The organism is Candidatus Babeliales bacterium (genome assembly GCA_035944115.1).
GTDB lineage: Bacteria > Babelota > Babeliae > Babelales > Vermiphilaceae > DASZBJ01.
On sequence record DASZBJ010000029.1, the window covers coordinates 1 to 21,850 of the forward strand.

23 protein-coding genes are annotated in these 21,850 nt (G+C 38.6%); 12 read left to right on the forward strand and 11 right to left on the reverse strand.

What is annotated here, in order from left to right; all coding sequences use genetic code 11:
• The 8 genes from VGT41_03025 to VGT41_03060 all read left to right on the forward strand — a co-directional run.
• Positions 1-1,420, forward strand: a 1,420-nt coding sequence (locus tag VGT41_03025; protein HEV2601245.1) for a hypothetical protein, incomplete at its 5' end; no start/stop codon positions are given.
• A 17-nt stretch (positions 1,421-1,437) separates the two neighbouring features.
• Positions 1,438-2,352, forward strand: a complete 915-nt coding sequence (gene xerA, locus VGT41_03030) for a site-specific tyrosine recombinase/integron integrase (protein HEV2601246.1) — start codon at positions 1,438-1,440, stop codon at positions 2,350-2,352.
• Between the two features lie 95 nt (positions 2,353-2,447).
• Positions 2,448-4,076 (forward strand): penicillin-binding transpeptidase domain-containing protein, encoded by a 1,629-nt coding sequence (locus VGT41_03035; GenBank protein ID HEV2601247.1) that lies wholly within the window; start codon positions 2,448-2,450, stop codon positions 4,074-4,076.
• A gap of 175 nt (positions 4,077-4,251) precedes the next feature.
• Positions 4,252-4,764, forward strand: coding sequence for a hypothetical protein (locus VGT41_03040; protein ID HEV2601248.1), 513 nt, complete (start codon positions 4,252-4,254; stop codon positions 4,762-4,764).
• Between the two features lie 50 nt (positions 4,765-4,814).
• A protein-coding gene (locus tag VGT41_03045) for an IS5 family transposase (GenBank protein HEV2601249.1) occupies positions 4,815-5,641 on the forward strand; the annotation gives its coding sequence in 2 pieces (ribosomal slippage) (positions 4,815-5,202 and positions 5,202-5,641; 828 coding nt in all).
• A gap of 58 nt (positions 5,642-5,699) precedes the next feature.
• A complete protein-coding gene (locus VGT41_03050; GenBank protein HEV2601250.1) occupies positions 5,700-5,867 on the forward strand; it encodes a hypothetical protein in 168 nt (55 codons plus the stop codon).
• Between the two features lie 196 nt (positions 5,868-6,063).
• Positions 6,064-6,747, forward strand: coding sequence for a hypothetical protein (locus VGT41_03055; protein ID HEV2601251.1), 684 nt, complete (start codon positions 6,064-6,066; stop codon positions 6,745-6,747).
• Between the two features lie 210 nt (positions 6,748-6,957).
• Positions 6,958-7,722, forward strand: coding sequence for a hypothetical protein (locus VGT41_03060; protein ID HEV2601252.1), 765 nt, complete (start codon positions 6,958-6,960; stop codon positions 7,720-7,722).
• Positions 7,723-7,826: 104 nt separating this feature from the next.
• On the opposite strand, the gene rpsT is transcribed toward VGT41_03060, so the two are convergent.
• The 7 genes from rpsT to VGT41_03095 all read right to left on the reverse strand — a co-directional run bounded on the left by rpsT (position 7,827) and on the right by VGT41_03095 (position 13,823).
• Positions 7,827-8,096 carry a 30S ribosomal protein S20 gene (gene rpsT, locus VGT41_03065; GenBank protein HEV2601253.1) on the reverse strand — a complete coding sequence of 90 codons (270 nt, stop codon included), beginning with the start codon at positions 8,094-8,096 and terminating at the stop codon, positions 7,827-7,829.
• Positions 8,097-8,120: 24 nt separating this feature from the next.
• Positions 8,121-8,324 carry a 50S ribosomal protein L28 gene (gene rpmB / locus VGT41_03070; protein ID HEV2601254.1) on the reverse strand — a complete coding sequence of 68 codons (204 nt, stop codon included), beginning with the start codon at positions 8,322-8,324 and terminating at the stop codon, positions 8,121-8,123.
• A gap of 182 nt (positions 8,325-8,506) precedes the next feature.
• A complete protein-coding gene (gene ftsH, locus VGT41_03075) occupies positions 8,507-10,336 on the reverse strand; it encodes an ATP-dependent zinc metalloprotease FtsH (GenBank protein HEV2601255.1) in 1,830 nt (609 codons plus the stop codon).
• Between the two features lie 150 nt (positions 10,337-10,486).
• Positions 10,487-11,773 (reverse strand): hypothetical protein, encoded by a 1,287-nt coding sequence (locus VGT41_03080; GenBank protein HEV2601256.1) that lies wholly within the window; start codon positions 11,771-11,773, stop codon positions 10,487-10,489.
• An 18-nt stretch (positions 11,774-11,791) separates the two neighbouring features.
• Positions 11,792-12,736, reverse strand: coding sequence for a hypothetical protein (locus VGT41_03085; protein ID HEV2601257.1), 945 nt, complete (start codon positions 12,734-12,736; stop codon positions 11,792-11,794).
• Positions 12,708-13,124, reverse strand: a complete 417-nt coding sequence (locus tag VGT41_03090; GenBank protein HEV2601258.1) for a biopolymer transporter ExbD — start codon at positions 13,122-13,124, stop codon at positions 12,708-12,710. The genes VGT41_03085 and VGT41_03090 overlap by 29 nt, the downstream gene beginning before the upstream one ends.
• 15 nt (positions 13,125-13,139) lie before the next feature.
• On the reverse strand, positions 13,140-13,823 hold the full coding sequence (locus VGT41_03095; protein ID HEV2601259.1) for a MotA/TolQ/ExbB proton channel family protein: 684 nt from the start codon (positions 13,821-13,823) through the stop codon (positions 13,140-13,142).
• Positions 13,824-14,082: 259 nt separating this feature from the next.
• On the opposite strand from VGT41_03095, the gene VGT41_03100 reads away from it, so the two are divergent.
• On the forward strand, positions 14,083-15,012 hold the full coding sequence (locus tag VGT41_03100; GenBank protein ID HEV2601260.1) for a hypothetical protein: 930 nt from the start codon (positions 14,083-14,085) through the stop codon (positions 15,010-15,012).
• A 10-nt stretch (positions 15,013-15,022) separates the two neighbouring features.
• Positions 15,023-15,925 (forward strand): hypothetical protein, encoded by a 903-nt coding sequence (locus VGT41_03105; GenBank protein ID HEV2601261.1) that lies wholly within the window; start codon positions 15,023-15,025, stop codon positions 15,923-15,925.
• 33 nt (positions 15,926-15,958) lie between these two features.
• On the opposite strand, the gene VGT41_03110 is transcribed toward VGT41_03105, so the two are convergent.
• Complete coding sequence (locus tag VGT41_03110) at positions 15,959-17,389, reverse strand: HD domain-containing protein (protein ID HEV2601262.1); 1,431 nt, start codon at positions 17,387-17,389, stop codon at positions 15,959-15,961.
• Positions 17,390-17,431: 42 nt separating this feature from the next.
• Between VGT41_03110 and VGT41_03115 the strand changes: the two genes are divergently transcribed.
• The gene (locus VGT41_03115; protein ID HEV2601263.1) at positions 17,432-18,361 is read left to right on the forward strand and encodes a DUF4097 family beta strand repeat-containing protein; all 930 of its coding nucleotides are present in this window, start codon (positions 17,432-17,434) and stop codon (positions 18,359-18,361) included.
• Between the two features lie 11 nt (positions 18,362-18,372).
• On the opposite strand, the gene VGT41_03120 is transcribed toward VGT41_03115, so the two are convergent.
• Complete coding sequence (locus VGT41_03120; protein ID HEV2601264.1) at positions 18,373-20,226, reverse strand: hypothetical protein; 1,854 nt, start codon at positions 20,224-20,226, stop codon at positions 18,373-18,375.
• Positions 20,227-20,465: 239 nt separating this feature from the next.
• Here VGT41_03120 and VGT41_03125 point away from each other — a divergent pair, with 239 nt between their 5' ends.
• Entirely contained in the window at positions 20,466-21,347 is an 882-nt protein-coding gene (locus VGT41_03125) for a hypothetical protein (protein ID HEV2601265.1), read from the forward strand.
• On the opposite strand, the gene VGT41_03130 is transcribed toward VGT41_03125, so the two are convergent.
• Both VGT41_03130 and VGT41_03135 read right to left on the reverse strand, forming a co-directional pair.
• A complete protein-coding gene (locus tag VGT41_03130) occupies positions 21,312-21,473 on the reverse strand; it encodes a hypothetical protein (GenBank protein ID HEV2601266.1) in 162 nt (53 codons plus the stop codon). The two genes, VGT41_03125 and VGT41_03130, sit on opposite strands and share 36 nt — an antisense overlap.
• Positions 21,474-21,491: 18 nt before the next feature.
• A complete protein-coding gene (locus VGT41_03135; GenBank protein HEV2601267.1) occupies positions 21,492-21,845 on the reverse strand; it encodes a hypothetical protein in 354 nt (117 codons plus the stop codon).
• Between the last annotated feature and the right edge of the window lie 5 nt (positions 21,846-21,850).

Genomic DNA, 21,850 nt, shown 5'->3' on the forward strand with positions numbered 1-21,850 from the left:
AACTCTTAATGCAGAAATGTTTATTCCGGTGTATCAGCACGGCATAGTGATTGCGTATATTATCATTAATCGCCAAAAAAATGGTCTGTATGGTAACCACAAGCAGGATGAAATAATTGTATTTGCTCGCTATCTTAAAACAATTTTACATTTGATACAAAACCGTAATAAAGACAATGTATATGATATAAAAGAGCAACTTGATTCTGAATTACAACATAAAACTGCAGAGATGAACCAGTACAAGCAAAATATTCGTTCTGTGTTGCGTAACTTAAAACAAAAAGATGTGGGTCTTGTTTTTTATAAAAATAAACGGTTCATATATGGTAATCAAACGGCGCATACACTTATTACCGTTAATATCAACACGCACGATGCGCATCCAATAACCCAAGCAATTAAAAAAATAACAACACTAGCGGCCAGTTATAATGCACCACAAAAAACCTATGTTGAAATTGATGAACATAAAAAACTAATACTCATTGCAGTGCCTGAACCAGATAATCAGGAAATCGTCATCATGGTATATCAACTAGAAAGTCCGGACACAACGCAACAACTTACTATAAACGCCAGCGCAACCGATACCGATGGCGCTTGGTATTTAGAAGCGACTGAGTCTGGAGCTCTGCTTAATCAATTAATACCAGGAACGAGTAAAGAAACTATTGATTTTAAGATTAATCTATTAAAAGTAATTGATAGTCCTAAAGGGATTTTACTCACCATGCCAAAAGATGAAATTACGCCAACAATTGCCGTGTTACAACAGATCACATCACGAGAAAAAGTACATACCATAACGCTCACTAAACCAACCAATGCTATTGATATCGCCCCTTTAATTTTTGGTATTAACCCCATTTTTGGTCTCACAATCGAACAACCGCCATTGCTTGAAACGCTTGATGGTACCGGGATGCTGTTACTGCAGAATGCAGAGTTTTTAGATGTTGAAGTACAAAAATTACTTGCTCATTTTATTGCCTATGGAACCTACACAACATTTAAAAGTAATAAAACAAATACTAGTGATGTGCGCATTATATGCTCAGTAGACCAAGACAATAATTCAAAATATCGTCTTTCTGATGACCTACGTGCACAACTAGCACAATTATCCATTTCACTTGCACCATATGCTACGGAAAGGAATACCCAACTAAAAACAAATAATTTCACTCCCGCGACGATACATACTAAAACGTATACAGAAACCCGTTATCATCCTGCCTACTGCCAAGATAATACTGAAATCGCTCAGATTGTACACCTGGGTAAAGCTGCTCTTAAAGATAAAAAAAGCATGTCGATATTATGGGCATATTTTAAAGATCAGACAACTCTTGCAACAGCCCTTGGCGTAAATCGCTCATCAATTAATAGACGATGTAGACAATACAAGCTCACGTAAACTCAGGAAAAATCAACATGGACTGGAAAAAATTTAAGGAAAAATCTGAAGAATTCTTAATCCATCTTGAAGTAGAACGTAACCTATCTCCCGGCACATTACGTTCATATAAGTACGACCTCAACCTTTTCATACGGTTTTGGGCAGCTCTTGAAACAGAAAATCTTTCATTACAGCAAACAATTGAACGATATTTAATCTCTCTTTTTTATAGAAAAATTAGTAAAAGTTCAATAGCTCGTAAATTTTCATGCTTTAAATCTTTTGAACGCTTTCTACGCAGACAAGGCATACGACTTAATCTCAAACTTAAGCGACCGAGCGTTGAAAAAAAACTACCTATATATTTCAGCGTCGATGAAATTTTTCACTTACTCGACACCATAAAAGATGCTGAGCTCCCGACCAAAAAGCCGATACGAGATAAAGCGGTTTTTGAATTATTGTATGCAACAGGAATACGTTGCGGCGAACTAGTGAATATACAGTACAAAGACGTCGATCTTGTTAATAAAACTATACGCATTTGTGGCAAAGGAAACAAAGAGCGAATTGTGCTTTTTGGCAGCAAAGCACAACAAAAATTAGAAGAATATTTACAACATGAGCGCCCACTCATTACCGCTCCTACAGATCCTCTTTTTTTAAATAATCGCAACAAACAAGTGAATCGCGGCAACATACAACAAATTTTTAGTATGTTCCGTAAATTTTTAACCGTTGGCAGGCAGCTAACTCCACATAAAATCCGTCACTCATTCGCTACCCATTTATTAAACCAAGGTGCTGATTTGCGCGTGGTACAAGAACTCTTAGGACACAAGTCACTCGCAAGCACAGAGAAATATACGCATGTCTCTCTGCAGCGACTTACCGCCATATGTGACAGCTCACACCCATTTAACGCCATTTTCAAGCGCAAAAACAAATAATTATGCAAACACCAATCCAAATATCCCTAAAAATATCCCACATTTTATATTTTTTTGCTGTCTTATTTACCACTATCAGCGCACGACTTATATACATGCAAATTCATTTATCGAATGAATATTTAATACAAAGTACGAAGAACTATTCTCGGCTTGAACAAGTGACTTCACCACGAGGCAATATTACCGACGCATATGGAAACCTACTGGTCACCAATCGCCCCATTGTACATATCTATTGGCAAGGTGCAGCAGATATACAACTTAATCAAGCTACTCGAGACACATTACACAACTTGGGACAAATACTAGAACAACCATTTCTTGAAAATGATACAGTCCTTACGCAAATCAAAAGGGCAAACCGTTACTGCCAAAAAATACGTCTCGCATCTGACATAACTTTTGAGCAACTCAGTAAAATTAAAGAACAATTTCCCAATCATCCTGCAATAATTGTAGGAACAGATTTTGAACGGTTTTATCCACACAACAGTTATGCAAGCCACATCCTTGGTTATTTAGGACGTATCAATGTAGAATCAATCGGACAAATGGGACTAGAAAAATTACATGAAGATGCATTAAAAGGTAATCCTGGTATAATTCTAAAAACAATAAATTCTCTTGGCGCCAACCTAGTACAATTAGAGCTCAAAAAAGCACTTTCTGGTAGTACTATCCAAACAACAATAGATCTTCCTCTGCAAAATCTAGTTGAGCAAATATTTCCAGAAGATGTTGCTGGCACTATTGTTATTATGAATCCAGCAGATGGTGCATTGCGTGCAATTGTTTCTCGCCCAAACTTTAATCCAAATATTTTTTTACATCCAATCACTGCACAAAATTGGAACTCATTACAAAAAAACCAGCCTTTTCTAAATCGTGCGTTTAAAGCCTGTTACCCACCAGGCTCCATATTTAAATTGATCACCATCAGTGCTGCTTTAGAGCAAAGGCTTATTCAGCATTCAGAAAAAACCTGCTGTCGCGGATACTTACGATTTGGCGGACGAAAATATTGGTGTTCAAATAGGGATGGACACGGAGAGCTATCCATACATGAATCGATAGCGAAATCATGCAATATTCTCTTTTTCAAAATTGGAAAAAAAATCGATATCGACTTACTCCATAGTTATGCAAACAAATTTGGTCTTGGCACCAAAACTGGTATAACGTTTTCAGAAGAACAAGGACTCATTCCTTCACGCCTATGGAAAAAAACCACCAAGAACGAGTCTTGGTGGCAAGGTGAAACATTATCAGTCACCATTGGGCAAAGCTTTTTACAAGTTACGCCAATCCAGGTTGCCCGCATGATAGGGAGTATATTCACTGGTTATTTAGTAACTCCCCGTATTTTACTGAAGGAACCGGTTGTTAAACAACCACTCGATATCTCACCAGAAACAAGACAATTATTACGTGAAACCATGGAACTCACCATTCAACAAGGAACCGGTCAGTCAGTAAAAAACATTCGAGACATCACCATACATGCAAAAACAAGTACTGCCCAAACAAGCTGTCTGAGCAAACGAGAGCTCGGCACCCAATACCTTGAGCATGGTTGGTTCGTTAGCCATATATCATATAAACACCATGACCCAATCATTCTTATTATTCTTTTAGAGAATGTTGGTTCTTCGCGGGTAGCAACACGGACTGCAAAAGATCTTCTTCTCGGTTATAAAAAATTGATGGATCAAACGAGGTAAAAAAACCTACCGTATTCAGGCACGTTCGAAGCTAAAACCTGCTAGATCCCTATAGGCCTCATAATGTCCCTAGGCAAGACACCCATTTGATTATTAATTCAATATGAATTAATCTTATGCTATAATAAGTGAACAAGTAGAAACTATTTATACTATTCTAAAATGGAGGCCCATTATGAATACACTATTTCAAAAACTAATCTGTTCGACTCTTTTATTAAGCGTTGGACAATCAATGGTTGCTGCAGAACTCTCAACGTTACAACCACTTACAAGCCGCATGTATACATCTGTTACCAATCACATCAGCAATCATCCCTATACGTACGGAGCACCGTTAGCAGCTGTAGCTGGTATCATTGCTCTCAAAACAATGAGGGACTACTCAAGACAATGTTTTCTAAAACGCCGTGAAGCTTTAGAAAATCTTGGTTTTCCAACATCAGCAACAAGAATGGCCAAGCGAATGAGCATGGAACAAGTTGAAACTCTTCGAGATTTACTCAAAGCCGGTGTTCCACTAGATGATGCAAAACGATTAAATAAAGAACACTCAAAAAACATCATTGAAAACATAGTATTGCTCGTAGAAGATGGATACATAACTTTAAATGCTGCAATCTCTTATGCAAAACAGTATTCTGCTGATCGAGAGGTATTGCTCACTAGACCTCTTCTGAAACCATAAAATTTATGGCATACTCATGATCTGTTTATATAAAAAAAGGTTATGAGAACATGAAATATGAAAAATTAAAATCATCATCAGAGGCACAATTTCGCAGAGTAACTGGGGTCAAGCGCAAGACATTTGAAGCGATGATAGAAATCCTAAAAGAGGCCTATAAGATAAAAAAATCTAAAGGTGGCCGGCCAAGCAAGCTTGGAGTCGAAGACATGTTGCTTATGGCATTGGAATATATTCGAGAATATCGAACTTATCTACATATTGCTACGAGTTATGGCCTTGCAGAAAGTAATGCTTTTGAAGCAATACGGTGGGTTGAAAATGTGCTCATTAAAAGCAAAGAATTCAGGCTGCCTGGTAGAAAAGCTTTATTAAAAAGTGACAATGAATTCGAAATTATTTTAATTGATGCGACAGAAAGCCCTATTGAACGACCAAAAAAAAACAACGCCGATTCTATTCGGGGAAGAAAAAACGTCATACCTTAAAAACACAAGTTGTTGTTGATAAGGCAACAAAAAAAATTATTTGCACAGAGCATTCAAATGGCAAAAAACATGATTTCAAGATTTTTAAAGAATCAAATGTTCACTTTAAAAAATCAACGTTAGCCCTTACAGACACAGGATATTTAGGGCTGCAAAAGATTCATACAAAGACATTGATGCCAAAGAAAAAAAGTAAAAAACATCCCTTAACCTCAGACGACAAAAAACAAAATAAAGAACTGTCGAGCCAGCGCGTGTTGAATGAGCATGTGATTGGAATGATAAAACGATTCAAAATAGTTTCTGACAAGTACCGTAATCGAAGAAAGAGGTTTGGATTACGTTTTAATCTCATTGCGGGAATATGTAATTTTGAGTTAACTAAATGAGTTTCAGAAGAGGTCTACTATAAAAGAGTCCGCTAGGGATGGTATACTTGGCCAATACATGCAAACACTTTCAAAAGCAAATATTAAAGCCGAGACTACTCGAGAAGTTATAGCTACAATCAAACAAACCGTACTGGAAGCGGTCCGTGAACAAAGACTGGGTACAACCCTTCGCGATGCAAACAGTAACAATACCCAAACGGCTGCAGCAACTCCACAATCGTAAACCAATACATTTTTTTTAGATAATCGACAAAGCCCTGGATTACCTCCGGGGCTTTTTTCGTAGATGGGCTCGTAAAGCCTAAACCCCTACCCCATTTGACTGTCAACACAACATGGGACACAATGATACTATAATAAACATCTAAGTAGACAGTGTTTATATATCATATGTCCCTAAACGTAAACGGAGGTCCATTATGGCTACCATTTCAAAACCTACTGTATTTCAAAAAATGATCTGTGCAACGCTTGTAGTAAGCTTTGGACAATCAGCAGTTGCTGCCGAACTCTCAACGTTACAACCACTTACAAGCCGCATGTATACATCTGTTGCTAATCACATCAGTAATAATCGATATGCGTACGGAGCACCGTTAGCAGCTGTAGCTGGTATCATTGCTCTCAACCAGATTCGCGAGTACTCAAACCAATGCTTTGAAAAACGACGCCAAGCACTAGAAGACCTTGGTTTTCCAACATCAGCAACAAGAATGGCCAAGCGAATGAGCATGGAACAGGTCCAAACCCTTGCAAAGCTAATACACGCGGGTATCAGTTTGAACGCAGCAAAAGCATTAAACAAGCAATACTCAAAAGAAGTGCTAGAAAATATAGCATATCTATATCGTGGTCACAAAATATCTCTAGAATATGCTACTGACCTTGCAACTACATTCTTTGATAAGAAAATATTAGTTGCTATAAAAGCAAGAGCAGATCAAAATCCAGAAGCATTTGCTCAATGCCTAGAAGCATTGGCAATAGCAAATATTAGCGCCAATGCTGCTCAAAATGCTGCACATACAACAGCAGAAGGCATGCGAAATGCAGCCTGGGACAGAGAATTTTGGAAAAAAATTCTCGGAAACAACAACAAATAATCTGATAATAATAGCTTAGCCATACAAAAAGCCCCGGATAATCTCCGGGGCTTTTTCCATATACAGCCTCACGCGTCCAGGACAATGATAGCCATTTGATCAAAAACAGCCCACCTGTTACAATAAGTTTGTAATACAAAGTAAATAATCAAAAGCAACCAGCTTCATATAGAAAAAATTTCATATAACTATAGCAATGGGGGATCATCTATGCTTACCGGTAAAAAAATCAATACATTCAATAAAACTATCTGCTTGATATTAACCTTTGGATATGGGCTTCTTACTGCAAATCCAACAACCACCCATATCAAACAAAAAGAAGAACTCGATTCTCAGCCTAAAAACTCTCGCATAGTAAGCCATTTAGCCAATTATGGCTACCTCTACGTACTAACAGCCGCTGCAGTCGTTATCGGCATTTTCGCACACCGCAATGCAAAATTAAGTTTTGCTCAACGACTTGCTGATCTACAAAAACTAGGATTTTCCAATGCAGAAAAAATGGCCCACGCAATGAGCAAGGAATCGATTGAATCTCTTAAAGGACTGCTTGCTGCAAACATTAGCCTGGAAGATGCAAAAGCTGTTAATAAAGCACATTCTTACCAAACAGTAAACAATATCCTGCTTTTATTAAAAAACAAGACAATCACACTCGAAAAAGCAGTTGAATTTGCCGATATATACCCAGATCGCGGTATCTTACTGACCATACGAGAAACAGCTGCACAAGGCCCAGAGGCTCTTGCCAAACTTCTAGCGGATATGACAAAAGCGAATATCGAATTGAAGAAAGCTCGTATTAGAGCTAGTGCTATCAAAGATGCTGCATGTACAAAAGCACAAGGACTTCGCGATGCTGCCTCGATACAAGCACAGACGTCTGGCAGTTCTGTACTCATAAATAGTTACGACTATCCAACAAGAGGTACAATCATCCAAGGTGACGGTCTCCGCGTACGAATCAGATAAACGCACTAAGAATACACACGTAAAAATATGTAATCATGCAAAAAAGCCCTGGGGTTTCCCTCAGGGCTTTTTCTATATTCAAAACTCGAAACTTGAAAGCGGACTTATTTGCTTGCAACAGCAATTCGTTTAGCTAAGCGACCAATTTTGCGAGATGCTGTATTTTTATGAAGCACCCCTTTGCCAACTGCACGAGCCAATTTAGCTTGCGCGTCGTTGAACAATTCCATCAATTTAGCAGATTCCATTTCTTTTTCGATACCTGCTAAAACTTTTTTAACTGCAGTCTTGATTGAAGAACGACGCGCATTATTACGCTCACGTTTCACTATCATCTGCTTTGCACGTTTCTGTGCTGACTTAATATTTGCCATTATGCAACCTTATAAAACTACAAATTATAGGACCTTTTGGACCTTCTGTGCCTTAACGCATTTAGTACATACGTTACTACTTATCACTTTTTTTGTATCACTACCCGCGATTACAAAGCGCATTCTATGCACGTTTGGGTATACCCATCGTTTCACTTTATTATTCGCATGACTCACATGATTAGCGACCTGTGGCCTCTTATCACATACAAAACATATTCGTGCCATTGTTCCAAAAATCCTTTCAACTATCCCAGAATGCTACTCAATAAGTACTGTTTATAATACTAAAAATGGTAACATTTTCAAATTATATCTTATTCATCCGTTATCATAACTAAAATCCTATCGCCCACTAAGTTGACAAATAGAAAGATTAGCTACGTTCTCTGCCTAAAAGGCGTTATTCCTTATACAATCTTATGGAATTCACGCGGCGATATACCCAATAAAGCATACATTTCCTCGGCTTCCATTGTCTCTTTTTCGAGCAATGTTTTTGCCAAAAGATCCAATTTATCTTTATTAGTAGTTATCAATTCCACTGCCCGTTGATATTGCTCATCCAATACTTTTTGAACAGCCATATCAATTCGCTCTGCTGTTTTCTGCGAATACTTAAATGCCTCATGCCCTTGGTCGTAAATCGCAAGCCCAAGTTCATCTGACATACCATAATGACATATCATCTCGCGAGCTTGCTTGGTTGCATCCATAAAATCGCTCCCTGCACCGCTACTCAATATATCAAACATCAACTTTTCTGCCGCTCGCCCTCCCATACAGACAGCAATATCCGCTTCAATTTCTTTCCTTGTACGCGAATATTTTTCACGCTCTGGCAAGAAATGGGTCACACCCAAAGCCCGACCTCGAGGCAAAATAGTCATTTTATATACTGGGTCCGTATGCTCTGGCAATAATAACCCGACTAAAGCATGCCCCGCCTCATGATACGCAGTTTTCTCAAGATCCTCCTTGGTCTGTATCATGGTTTTATTTTCTTTACCAAGAATATGCTTGTCTCGCGCTTCTTCGATATCCGCAACAGTTACCTCTGTTCTTTCAAACTTTGAAGCATGCAAAGCCGCCTCATTAATCAAATTTGCAAGGTCTGCACCCGTGAATCCAGGAGTACCACGAGCAAGTTTCGATAAATCAACATCTGGGCTCATTTTTACTGCTTTTCCATGCAGATTTAAAATCTCTAATCGACTCTTTAAATCTGGATATGGTACCACAACGCGACGATCAAAACGTCCTGGACGTAACAACGCCTTATCGAGAACATCTGGACGGTTTGTTGCAGCTAATACGATAACGGCACCTGGTGTTGTCTGGAAACCATCCATTTCAGTAAGCAGCTGGTTAAGCGTTTGCTCGCGCTCATCATGACCACCACCAAGACCACTGCCACGATGGCGTCCGATCGCATCAATTTCATCAATAAATATAATCGAAGGAGAATGTGCTTTTGCCTGTGCAAACAGATCTCTCACTCGAGATGCACCCACACCTACAAACACTTCTATAAAATCTGAACCACTAATACTAAAGAATGGGCAGTTTGCTTCTCCCGCTACTGCACGCGCAAGTAACGTTTTACCATTACCCGGCTCACCAATCAACAATACCCCGCGGGTAATCTTAGCACCTATCTTTTGAAATTTTTCTGGATCTTTTAAGAAATTAACTAAATCCCTCAGCTCTTCTTTAGCTGCATGCGCCCCTGCTACAGAATCAAAATTCTCTTTAATAGTAGAAGGCAATGACATACGAGCTTTGCTTTTACCCATTGAAAAAATATTACCGCCGCTGCCGCCACCGCCAGAATTACGCGCTTGACGGAAAAAATACCAAATAAATAAAAAGGTAAAAAGCAAAGAAATAACAGGCAATAGATACCAAATATTCATTTGGCCAGCGCTGCTATCAATTTCTACTTCTATATTGTTTTTTGTGTAAACAGACCAATTTTCTGGATTATATGATGGTACCACCGTTTCAAAAGTGGTTCCATCTCGCAATTCACCTGCAACATCATTACCAGAAACGATCATCTTCTTTACGTTGCCAGCCTCAACATGCTTCATAAACGCTGAATAATTTATCAGCTTGATACCTTGTTTGATGCTTGTTAAATGATGCAATGTGAGCATGCAACCAAAAACAATAATTGCACCAATTAATACTCCCTTAGGTCCACCATCGAAAAATTTTTTGAAACCTTTTTTCTTCATATTATTAATACCTAATGTTGATTATTAAATAATTAAAAACATCCCAAATAACCCCTACTTGCTATAACACGTTTCATTTTACCTTTTTCGTGCAAGATTAATACACTATAGCATATAAAAATCACATAAGCCTGTCGATACCCAAACAATTTATGTAACTTCTGGATATTGTGCATACAAAGCAGACCATGTTGGATACTTACATACCTCATTTTGAGCGGTAATAACACGCTCTACACCGGTACGCACATTCAAAGACACTATCACGCTCGTATTATGCTTTTCCTTACAATATATCAAATAATTACCACACGGCGACCATGCACATTCATCCTTATGTCCAGGATCAGCGGTTAACTGCTTATGTTTTTTAGTCACTTCATCATATATATGTACCTGCATAATTTCTTTCACTTTTTTACAATATGCTACTAAATGCTTTTTCTCAGAATATGCAGGACAATATGCTGCAGTAGAACCTGTGGTAATCGCACTACTTACTCCATCGGCCATCGTATAACAATATATTTGTGGAATTCCTAAATTCACATCTGAGCAAAAATATACACAGTTACCACTATCACTAAACACTGGGGAAACATTATTCGCCTTATTGTGCGTTAGTTGCTTTGATATGCCATTTTTAAAATGATGTAACTGACAATTGCCCATACCATGTGACGCACAATACACTACCTGAGATCCATCTCCTGAAAACGCAGGGATCATGCTGACGCCAATTTTATCAACAGATACTTTTCGCCTTCCATGCATATCAACATACATGAGTCGTATATTTTTATTGGTACACTCTGAATAAAACAACATAGGATTATTTTTATCCCTGTTAAACCGCGGCGCAACATTAATCGTTCCCGTTGTTACCAAAGGTTGCATATTCGACCCATCATAGTCAGCAATGTACACATGCTGCACCTTTTTCTTACCGCGCAACTGCATCTCTTTGCAAAAGGCAATCTTGGAAGAAAACGATCCATCTTCACCGGTCAAAATAGGCCATACGCAGTCCGCTATAGTATGCCCCCATCCACGAACATTACTTCCCTGCTTACTGTATTTTTTTTCTGCTAACGCTTGCGCGCTGTATGTATCATACACAGCATAATCAATTTCTCCCAACTTAAACCCACTCAAACAAACAGCAAGAGGATACCCTTGCTTGAATAGTTCTTGTATTTCTGCTTTTGATCGTACATCTGCCAACGGAAAAACTGTAACGGCAAACTGCCCGCTAAAGGAAAAATCATTACTCATAATATCTGCAACAGCAACCAAATCTTTATACGCTTGGGCAGTTAGACAAATAGCTAATTGCACTTTTGCATGCCCTTTCGCACGCACATGCACATCATCTCCTTGGATTATTGTTGTTTCAAACAATAATCCAATAACCATAACAAAAAGTATACTTCGCATAGATGCGCACCCTCCTCATCACTGTTTAAAATGTATACACAACTCTTTACCACAGGCCATGTGCGGAAACTGCATAGCAACGACTGCTGTTCGTGCATGGATATCATAGACCAACACACCTGATGGTTTTTGTATCAGTACTAATTCCGCTTTCCGGTCCCATCCCACTTTCACCTGCACATCACATTCAAGATGTGCCGACAGTCCAACGGGAGGTCGCCAATGCTTCTCAACTTCCTGCTGAATCAATAGTTGCATCTGCGCCGCATCGCGCTCTGCTTGCCCAATATACTGAACGTCATCTTGTTCAGAAGATACATCTAACCCATCCTCTGGTATCTGGTTACTTATTACTTGTTCCTGTTGCTGAGGAGCTGCTGCTACTGGATCTTGCTGCACAACATCGTCTTTTTTTACCTCTTGCACAGGAGGAACAATTTCTTCTTTTTTAATCAATGCCTCTTTTTTAAGCGGCACTTGTTCTACAATTTCTTTTTTTTCTATTTTTTTCTTTGTATCTATAGATTCTTTTTTAGGCGATTCTTTTTTTACAGTCATCTGTTTTTCTGGTTGTGCAAGCGTTGCCTTACTTTTTTGATCCGGCTTAATTTGCTGAGGTGGCTTTACCACAGATTTAGTTTTTTGAGCTGCTACATTTTTTTGTTTTTGTGGTGCACCTGTTTTTTTCTGTTTATTGGCCGATGCAACCGCTTTACCTTTTTTCCCACTTTTTACGCCACCGGTACTACCTTTTTTCTGCGGTATCGATTTCATCAACGGCATCAACACAACCGGTGTTTTAGGATCATGCACACGCCCTACGGTGATATCATACCGAGAAAACTGTCCGCGATAGACAAATAACAACAGCACTAGCATGCCACAATGAATGAATGTAGAAACAGAAACTAATTGCCACCACAACTGTTCATGTTTACGTCGGCGTAGTCGCCAAGGCCACATAGTTGATTCCCCCAACCACTTTAATATGATCTACCAACTCTATAACTGCCCCGTATGATACCGATTTATCAGCTTTTATAAATACTGTTTTTTCTGTATCAGCTCCTACTGCTCCTTTAAGTTGCTTGATCAATACTGCACGATCTTTTATCGCAGTATCATTAAAAAAGAATGCCCCCTTTTTATCGACATACACAATCAATTCTTGGGATGTCAATCCATCATCTTTTGCTTGTCCTTTAGGCAATTCTACTTTTATTCCATTGTGCATGATAGGCGCGGTCACCATAAAAATCACTAACAGCGTTAACGCTGTATCAATCAATGGCGTTAACACCACCTCTTGCATAGTCATCGGCGCACGTTTTTTACGTCTTACTTGTCGCATAGATCTCTCTCCTTATCAACGAATAAATAATGTAGAGAAAACCGTATGTACTTTATCTGCTAAAACACCAAGTTGCTTATCTAACACTCTAATTTTTGCGATAAAATAATTGAACATCGCTACTGCAGGAATCGCAACCATAAGTCCAGCAAGCGTCGTAATAAGCGCTTCTGCTATACCTGGTGCAACCGTTGCAATATCCGCACTTTGCTGCTCGCTGATACGAATAAACGCATGCACTAATCCCCAAATAGTTCCAAATAAACCGAGCAGTGGCGAAAGACTCACGCTGGTGGTCAGTACCGCTAAATATGATTCTTCATGCTGAATCATATCATCTGCAGTTTGGTAGATTGTGTGCTGCACCATTTCCAACTGATTGCTGGTTAATGCTATGCTTTTATTAGCTTCAGCAGATTCTTGTAATAACTCTTTTAAAAACGAAATATTTTTGGATAAAAAATAACCAGGCATAGTGCCCGATAACAGAGATGCTAACTGCATAATTTGCTCAACACTTTTAACCTGTTTCACTGATGCAAGCGCTGTTTGCATATCACGCATTTTAGTACGTAACAAAATATATTTATAAAAAAATACTGCCCAACAAACAATGGACATCACGAGTAATATCAACAAAACCGCTATACTAATGGCATCTGATTGCTTTACCAATTGCCATAATGCATTTCCCATCATCTTAGTACTACCTATTTTTATACAATTACTATGCGATTATTACCGTACAACGAAAGGTAGTGTAACAAATGGATGCGTTTTTGTAATCGATTGCGTAAAAATCGTGTCTCATCTGCTATTTATAAACTATCTACCAACAAGCAACCACATACCCCCTTTCTTTCAAAAACCCCCTAGGAATCGCAAACTATTGCTTTTATTACCAACAAATCTATATACTTTTTATAAAGAGACGTAAGTAGCATAAATAGGAGGTCATATGAAAAAGAATCTATTAATATCAATAATTGCTGCACTACTGACAGTAACCACTCCATCTAACATACAAACTGTTGTCCCGCCAAAAGCAAAAAAACTCCAACAATTAGACTCAACCTTTCTGCTCTTTTTCACCTCAGGAGTTGGAGGACTTGACCTTTATATTCCTAAAGATGAATTAGAAAACGCTCATTACGACATAGAAAAATTACTTAAAACTCATCATATCCCACTCTCTTCCGCGGGAAAAACTCTGGCAAGTCAACAAGGGTTTTGGCCTAAACAATCAGATAGATATAAAAAACGCATGGCATCAAAGATTCCTCAAGACCGAAAGTATGAAATTAATATTAACGATGTACCTCAACTGCTTGCAGGCGCTCGGTCTACTATCAAATCTTTTTTGCTAACTGATGATAAAGAGCTTCCCTCAATTGAACAGTCGAGTATTAAAAAAGGAGGAATAAGAAGACTGTTTACTTATGCACAGCTCGAACGGATTATTAAAGAAAAAAAACTATCACATATTCGATTACCACGAAAAGTAGTAGTCATACGTGATAATAAAACCAAACAATATGTACCAGCAGAACTTGCGCCAAGCATTATTGATACCGCAATAAACGCTGTTTCTGTGGTTGGTTATAATATAGGCATTCAAAAGACTTCATGGGATTATGATCTCATTATCTTTGCTCACAAAGAAAAACGTTATAATCGTCCGCTCAGTAAGCAAGCATATGATGATCTTGTTCAATTAATTTCAGAGGCCCCATTTGATGTTGGTTATGACAATATTTTCGCGGACCAAAATGGTGACGCTGTAATTATCGATACCGAATTTAAAGGTGAACCGGCAGATACAAGTATTGAAAAACTGGGACGATATAAAATTGATTTCGGCGAAAAAGCACCACGATCAAAGTTGTAGGAAGAAAAAAATGAAAAAGAATTTATTAATATCCATAGCTACTGCACTACTGGCAATAACAATTCCCAATACCACACAGACGGCTGCGGCAGAAGAAGCCCCAAAATTACTTTCAGCGACTAAACTCTCTAGAGCTTCAGTGAGTTGTGGTGGCATCCCCCTTTATATTTCTGAAAAAGAATTAGATGATGCTGGCTACGACATAGAAAAATTATTTAAAATTCATGATATCCACCTCTCTTCTACGGAAAAAATTATACAAGCAGACGATGAGCAAGCATATTGGCCTTACTGGGCAGATAAGTATAAAAAACGTATAGCATCAAACCTCCTCAAAAAAACATACGAAATTAATATTAATGACATACCCCAATTACTTGCAACCGCACGATCTACTATCAAATCTTTTCTATTAACCGATGATGCTGAACTTCCTTTAATTGAAAAATTAAGTATTCGAAAAAAAGGAATTAACAGACTGCTTACTTACGCTGCATTACAACAAGTTATCGAAGAAAAACAATTATCTCACATTCGTTTACCACGAAAAATAGCGGTTATACATGATAATGAAACTGGAGAATATGTACCCGCTGAACTCGCACAAAAGATTATTGATATTGCAATCAATGCTGAATTTAGCGATGGCAGAATAATCATTCAAGAGACTGATGGTTATGATTTCATTATTTTTGCTCACAAAGAAAAACATTATAATCGCCCACTCAGCAAACAAGCATATGATGATCTTGTGCAACTCATCTCAGAAGCTCCATTTGATGTTGGTGCTGGTAATATTTTCACTGATCAGAATGGTGATGCGGTGATTATTGATACCGAATTTAAAGGTGAACCCGCAGAAACAAGCATTAAAAAACTGAGCGCGCGGTATGACATCGATTTCAAAGAATAAACTCTTCAATCAAAGCTGTAGTAAATACTCATATTATTTTTTCTCTGCATCTTTTTTCCCAAGCACTCTCCGCTTCAACTCCTGCTTATCCACAATCCCTTCATTCAATTGAATTTCATACGCTTGTTTTACAAGCTCTCCTAAGCGAGGGCCTGGTGCCACTTCTGGCATCAAATCTCTTCCTAATAGAACAGGCAGTTCCACTTTATCAAGTATCTGCAACTCAGCAGACTTTTGTATAAACATATCCACTTCTGGTGTCTGACCAGTAAGTGGCGTACCTTTATGTGGATTACGCCCCAAAATATCTGCGCGTGCAACCTGTGCAAGCATAGCAATCGTTGCATGTGGCGCAAGCTTACGCGCTAATCTTTTATACGCTGCAGGACCTGATTTTAACGCAACAAATTGCAACGGCTGCATGTGACACGCGACCAACTTCACGACAACTATAATAAGATTTTTTTTACCGGTAATGCGTTTTAATAACTGCTTGGTGAGTACCGCACCCACTGATTCATGGCCATAACTGGTGACAAATTCACCATCAATCACTGTTGTTTCTACCTTTCCCAAATCATGACACAACGCTGCATACATAATCGTCAGCTTCTGGTCTGCATCTGAATACGTAAATGCCGCTGCTGCATCAAGCGCCTGCATAGAATGCTCAAACACATCTCCCTCTGGATGCCAGCGGGCACTTTGCACAACCCCAATTAAATTACCGAGCTCTGGAAATAACTCGTGCAATCGACCGATACGATGCAACCAACGGATGCCCCGCGAAGGGGCTCTTGATTGTAACAACAATTTTTCAAATTCTTTTTCAATGCGCTCAATAGAAACGGTGCTCACATCCATAGTTGCACATAGTGCATTCAGCTGCTCATCTGGCTCCATCTCAAATCGTCCGACAAATTGCATCACGCGATAAAAACGCAATGGATCTTGCACAAAAAATTCCGCATCAACCGCTCGTAATACTTTATTCTGCAGATCTTGATAGCCACCAAATAAATCGATCAATTCTCCTGTATATAAATCCATACCCATCGCATTAATGGTAAGGTCCCTGCGGCGAAAGGCATCATGCAAAGACATCATGGGATCAACTGCTACCTGCGGCTTACGTCCCCCGCTGTCGCTGCGCGGTAACGCAATATCAATCGATGGTTCATCTGCAGGAGATACTTTAAAAATACCAAATGATTTTCCCACATAATCAACAAAACCAATTTGCCGTAATAATGGCTCAACTGCATCGACCGCAATCCCATGTAATTCAATATCAACATCCTTGACCTCACGATCCAACAAAAGATCCCGAACGGCACCACCTACTAATAATGCACGTCCACCATTTTGATGAATCAACGTGGCAAGATGTGATACTGACACAAAGGTTTCCAGCAAATTACGTAATTTCTTTTGAATCGCCAGAATAATTTTTGTAGACTGCATACGATGTACTCCTAATCTTGGTAATATTATAAAGGATAACCTATGAAAAATAATGTTCTCATTGTGTTCATATTATCTATAGCCTGCTGCAACTTCGCTACAATTTCCGCAAAAGGTTTTTTCAAAAATATCACATCACTTTTTAATAGTCGCGGTTATGAAGAAACTATACAACAAGAGATTACTATTAGCCCTTCAACAACCGTATCGATAGAAAATCCCCATGGCAATATTTATGTTAAAACAGAGTGGCAGCAAAATACGATCGCCCTTTCTGCTACCAAACATGGACCATCTGTAGAAATAACAAACGGAATCAGCCTCGTTGAATCAGAACTGGACACCGTAAAAACAATAAAAACAACTATGCCAAATAAATCAAAAGGGTCTATAGATCTTACCCTCATTGTCCCTACTAATATTTCACTTGAACTGATCACCAACCGCAATAACATTACCGTAGAAGATGGTATTAGCGGCAATATTATAGCATCTACACAAGACGGTATCATTACGCTCAATAATACCCGCTCAACCGTGCAAGCAACCGCACAAAAAGCAGGATCAATTCATGTGCGCCAAGCAGAAGGAGACATCAGTGCGAAAACAGACAAAGGAAATATCACCATCACTGATTCTAAAAAAAATGTTGTCGCTGAAACTAATCGAGGAACCGTCAACGTTACCTGCAAAGAACTTGCCGCTCATGATAAAATGTGGATAAAAACAACATCGGGTGCTGTGATGTTAGACCTACCACAATCAATCAATGCGAACATGCAAGCAAAAACAAAAAAAGGAACGGTGACCTGTGATTTACCAATCACCATCAAAGAAAAAACAACACAACTTAATAAACAAGTATGGAAGCAATTTAGACAAGAAGTAGAAGGTAATTTTGGTAACGGCAATGCTGAAATCAAAGTTGCTGCACAATCAAGTTCAATTAAAATCCGTAAACGTACCGCATGAACAACTACCGGTTAATACATTGACCCCATGCCGTGCGCTCTATGCATTGCTTCTTCATCAGCCATTTCTTTTCCTCGCTTAAATTCTTCATTAATCTTGTCAATTATTGCCTGAATCCTCACTACAACAGCTCCGGCTGATGGATTAATGTTTTGTAGCTCATACACATACTCAGCAATACGCTGTATTGACGCTTCCGGAAAATATACATTTTGTTTAGCCGAAGATAATAGTTTTTGAGCACGAGCAAGAGAAGTTTCAAGCAAATGCTGCGGATATAGCCGCGCTTGGGTCGCTAGAGACTCAGGAGCCCTTAATCTGAATATGCGTACAATACCATCAAAATATCCAACAACAATAAACTGATTATCTGAGCTAATTACTATGGAACGTATGGAATTTATTGATGTATATGCCATATCTTGAAGTGTATGAATTAATGCGCCACTTTCTAGATTCCATACAAGCACGGCTCCATGGAAAGATCCAGTAACAACCAATTGGTTATCCGAGCTAATAGCGACGGAAGATATCATATCCATATGATTATGTCCTGCAATCTCACGTAATAGCGTAAGATCACGCATATTCCATAAAAGCGCTTTTTCGCCAACTGTAGTAATAATAAACTGATTATCTAAACTGAGAGCTATATGTCCTGTACCACCATTAATTTTACGTATCAATTCCCCATTATTAGCGTTCCATATATATGTTCCCTCAGAAGATGCAGTAATAATAAGCTGATTGTCTGAACTAATGGCTACAGAATTCGCTTGATGTGAAACGGGAATGGTACGTATCAATGCACCTTGCAAATCCCATACAGATATAGTCTTGTCCCTACATCCAGTAACATTGCTAGATGCAGTAACAATAAACCGATTATCCGAACTAATAGCTATGGAATCAATCTCATCTGTCTGGGCTTCAAATACCCGAATTGCTTCACCGCTGCTCATATCCCATATACCTATTTCTCCCCCCGCTGATCCCATAACAACGTATTGGCCATCTGGACTAATTGCCACCGAACGCGGTCCATAATAAGGCTTAAACCCTGTAAACTCCCTTATTTCTGTGCGATTTTTTACATCCCACATGCGCGCACGACCACCTGATACGGTAACAATAGACTGGTTATCTGGACTAAGTGCTACAGCTTGGAGATACCCCAACTGATCTGCAAACACTGTTGAATCTATTACTGCGGTAGAATCAGTGATTTTGGGCTTGGCTTCAAGATATTCGCCCATAATTTCCCCTACGCCAGGCATAGCCAGGAACTCAATCCCTTGCGCAGGAGATACATCTGTTGGGATCACAAGACGTCGAGCTGGCCTATCAGCCACAGTTGTTTCTTCTCGTTCTTTTTCATCTTCTTCGCTCGTGCTCATTGTTCGGGATTGGGATGATTGCAATGATGCCTCGATTGCGCGTGCAGTGCCTTCTTCAGCTATCGCACCTTCCGTTTCTTGCGGTGTTTTTTCATCATAAAAAAACGCTTCCTCTGGGGTGGCAGATGCCGCTTGCAATTGCTCACTGCTATTTTGTGCAAGGGCCGATTCGCGCTGTCTTTGAGCAGCCTCTGCCAATCTTCTGCTTTGTGCTTCCATGGCTGGTCCCATACGCTGTCTTCTTTTTTCCCTAACCGCTTGTAGATCTTCAGGCTGCCCTTCCAACATGCGTAGCGTTCGTGCCTCTTCTACTCTCTTTGCATCTTCTTTTGCTTGCCGAGCAGCCCTCTCCTGTCGAGCAAGATCTTCTGGAGAGTCGTGCAAAGATGCCGCCGATTGTATTGCAAATGGCGATACTACCATTAATATCCCGATACCAAATATGATTTTAAATGAACAGTTCTTCATTTCTTACCCTTTTTTATTTATTCTCATGATGGCAAATTTCCAAACAGAATCGCATCAAATTAATAATTAATATACAGATTTTCCATTCCGAAAATCAAGGGCTGGCCGTTTTTAAGGCAAACCCCTTAATCCAGCACAGTTTCTAGAACATGTACGTGACGTACGAAACTACCGATCAAAATATGATATACTCAAAAAAATAGTCCATACATTGACTCGCCATATTATAATAGGACCCTATGAATATCCACTACCTCATCACCATCTTTTTGTTTTTCACGCAGCTTACAACCGCTACAATACACTATGCGCTCCACGACATTGATACACACACCATAGGAATTACCATCACCGTCCCGATTCAAGGCAATGATTTTTTATACAAAGATTATATCTCTTTTTCTGTAGATCATCCCGATATACAGTTAAGCTCATGGAAAAGTAATATAGAATCAACAACCCATTACAACACTCGGTTTAAAGATAGCAAAAAGATTTTCAATAAAGATGTCACTATAACTCTGACTGCGCAAAAAAAAACCGACACTATTAAACAAGCACGTCTTTATTTTAATTATTACTTACATTCTAAAAATCATATTTCAGAAATAATTTTCCCCTTAATAACAAAAAAAAATGAGCATTCTGTTAATACTCAAGAACATACAATTGCCATAAAACAAAGCAACCTAACAGAACTTCACCCCACTACTCCATCACGCAAGAAAATAGATCATTTAAAAAATTGGTATGCAACACACATAGAGCTGTATATACACTCGAGATTTGTACAGGCAATCACATTATTTCTGCTCATATGCATACTCGGACTTTTTTTATATTTTCACAACCGAATGCTCTTTTTGATAGAAATAAAAAAAATCGCGTTATGGTGTGCACTTGCGATACTGATTTATTTTTCTCATTTTATTAGTGCATCACACTATACTATATATATTGCGGCTGTATTTTGCGCCATCACAGGACTTTTATATAGTATCGATAGTGAAAAAACAACATCACGTCCATGGCGGCATGTAAAAACAATAATCGGAATACTACTGCTCGTCTCTACATTTCCGTTATTATTTGAGGGATATAAAAATTCGCTTTATAAGTAAATAATTCATACAAATCGTAGCATCAACATCGTCTAAATTTTCAGCAATAGCATTTTGCGTATAAGCGATTGCCGCACCCCATTCTTCATTACGTTCAAGAGATAATAAATTTTCCTGCCAAGTCATTCCACACTCCTAATGTTTCTATATATCACATTGAAAAGAAACTGTTGGTTTTACCCGCACAATCAAAAATGGTTCTTTTAAATGTGCATCTTGATATGGAAAAGGAATATCATTACTTTGTTTGAAAAAATATAGAGAGTCATCTGTACATGATATCCTATCTAAGCTACTTATACTTATTTCAAAAATAGGACTACTTGCATTGTCGATAATCAGTTTCATTGTGGCATATTCTTCATGAGGAGAAATACATAAAGAAAATATCGATCTATCATCTAAAGAAATAATATATTTTGAAATACTGACTTCCAAATCAATTATTTCTTCTCGATCAAAAAATTCTAAAAATGTATATCGCTCGTAAAATTGCATAATCA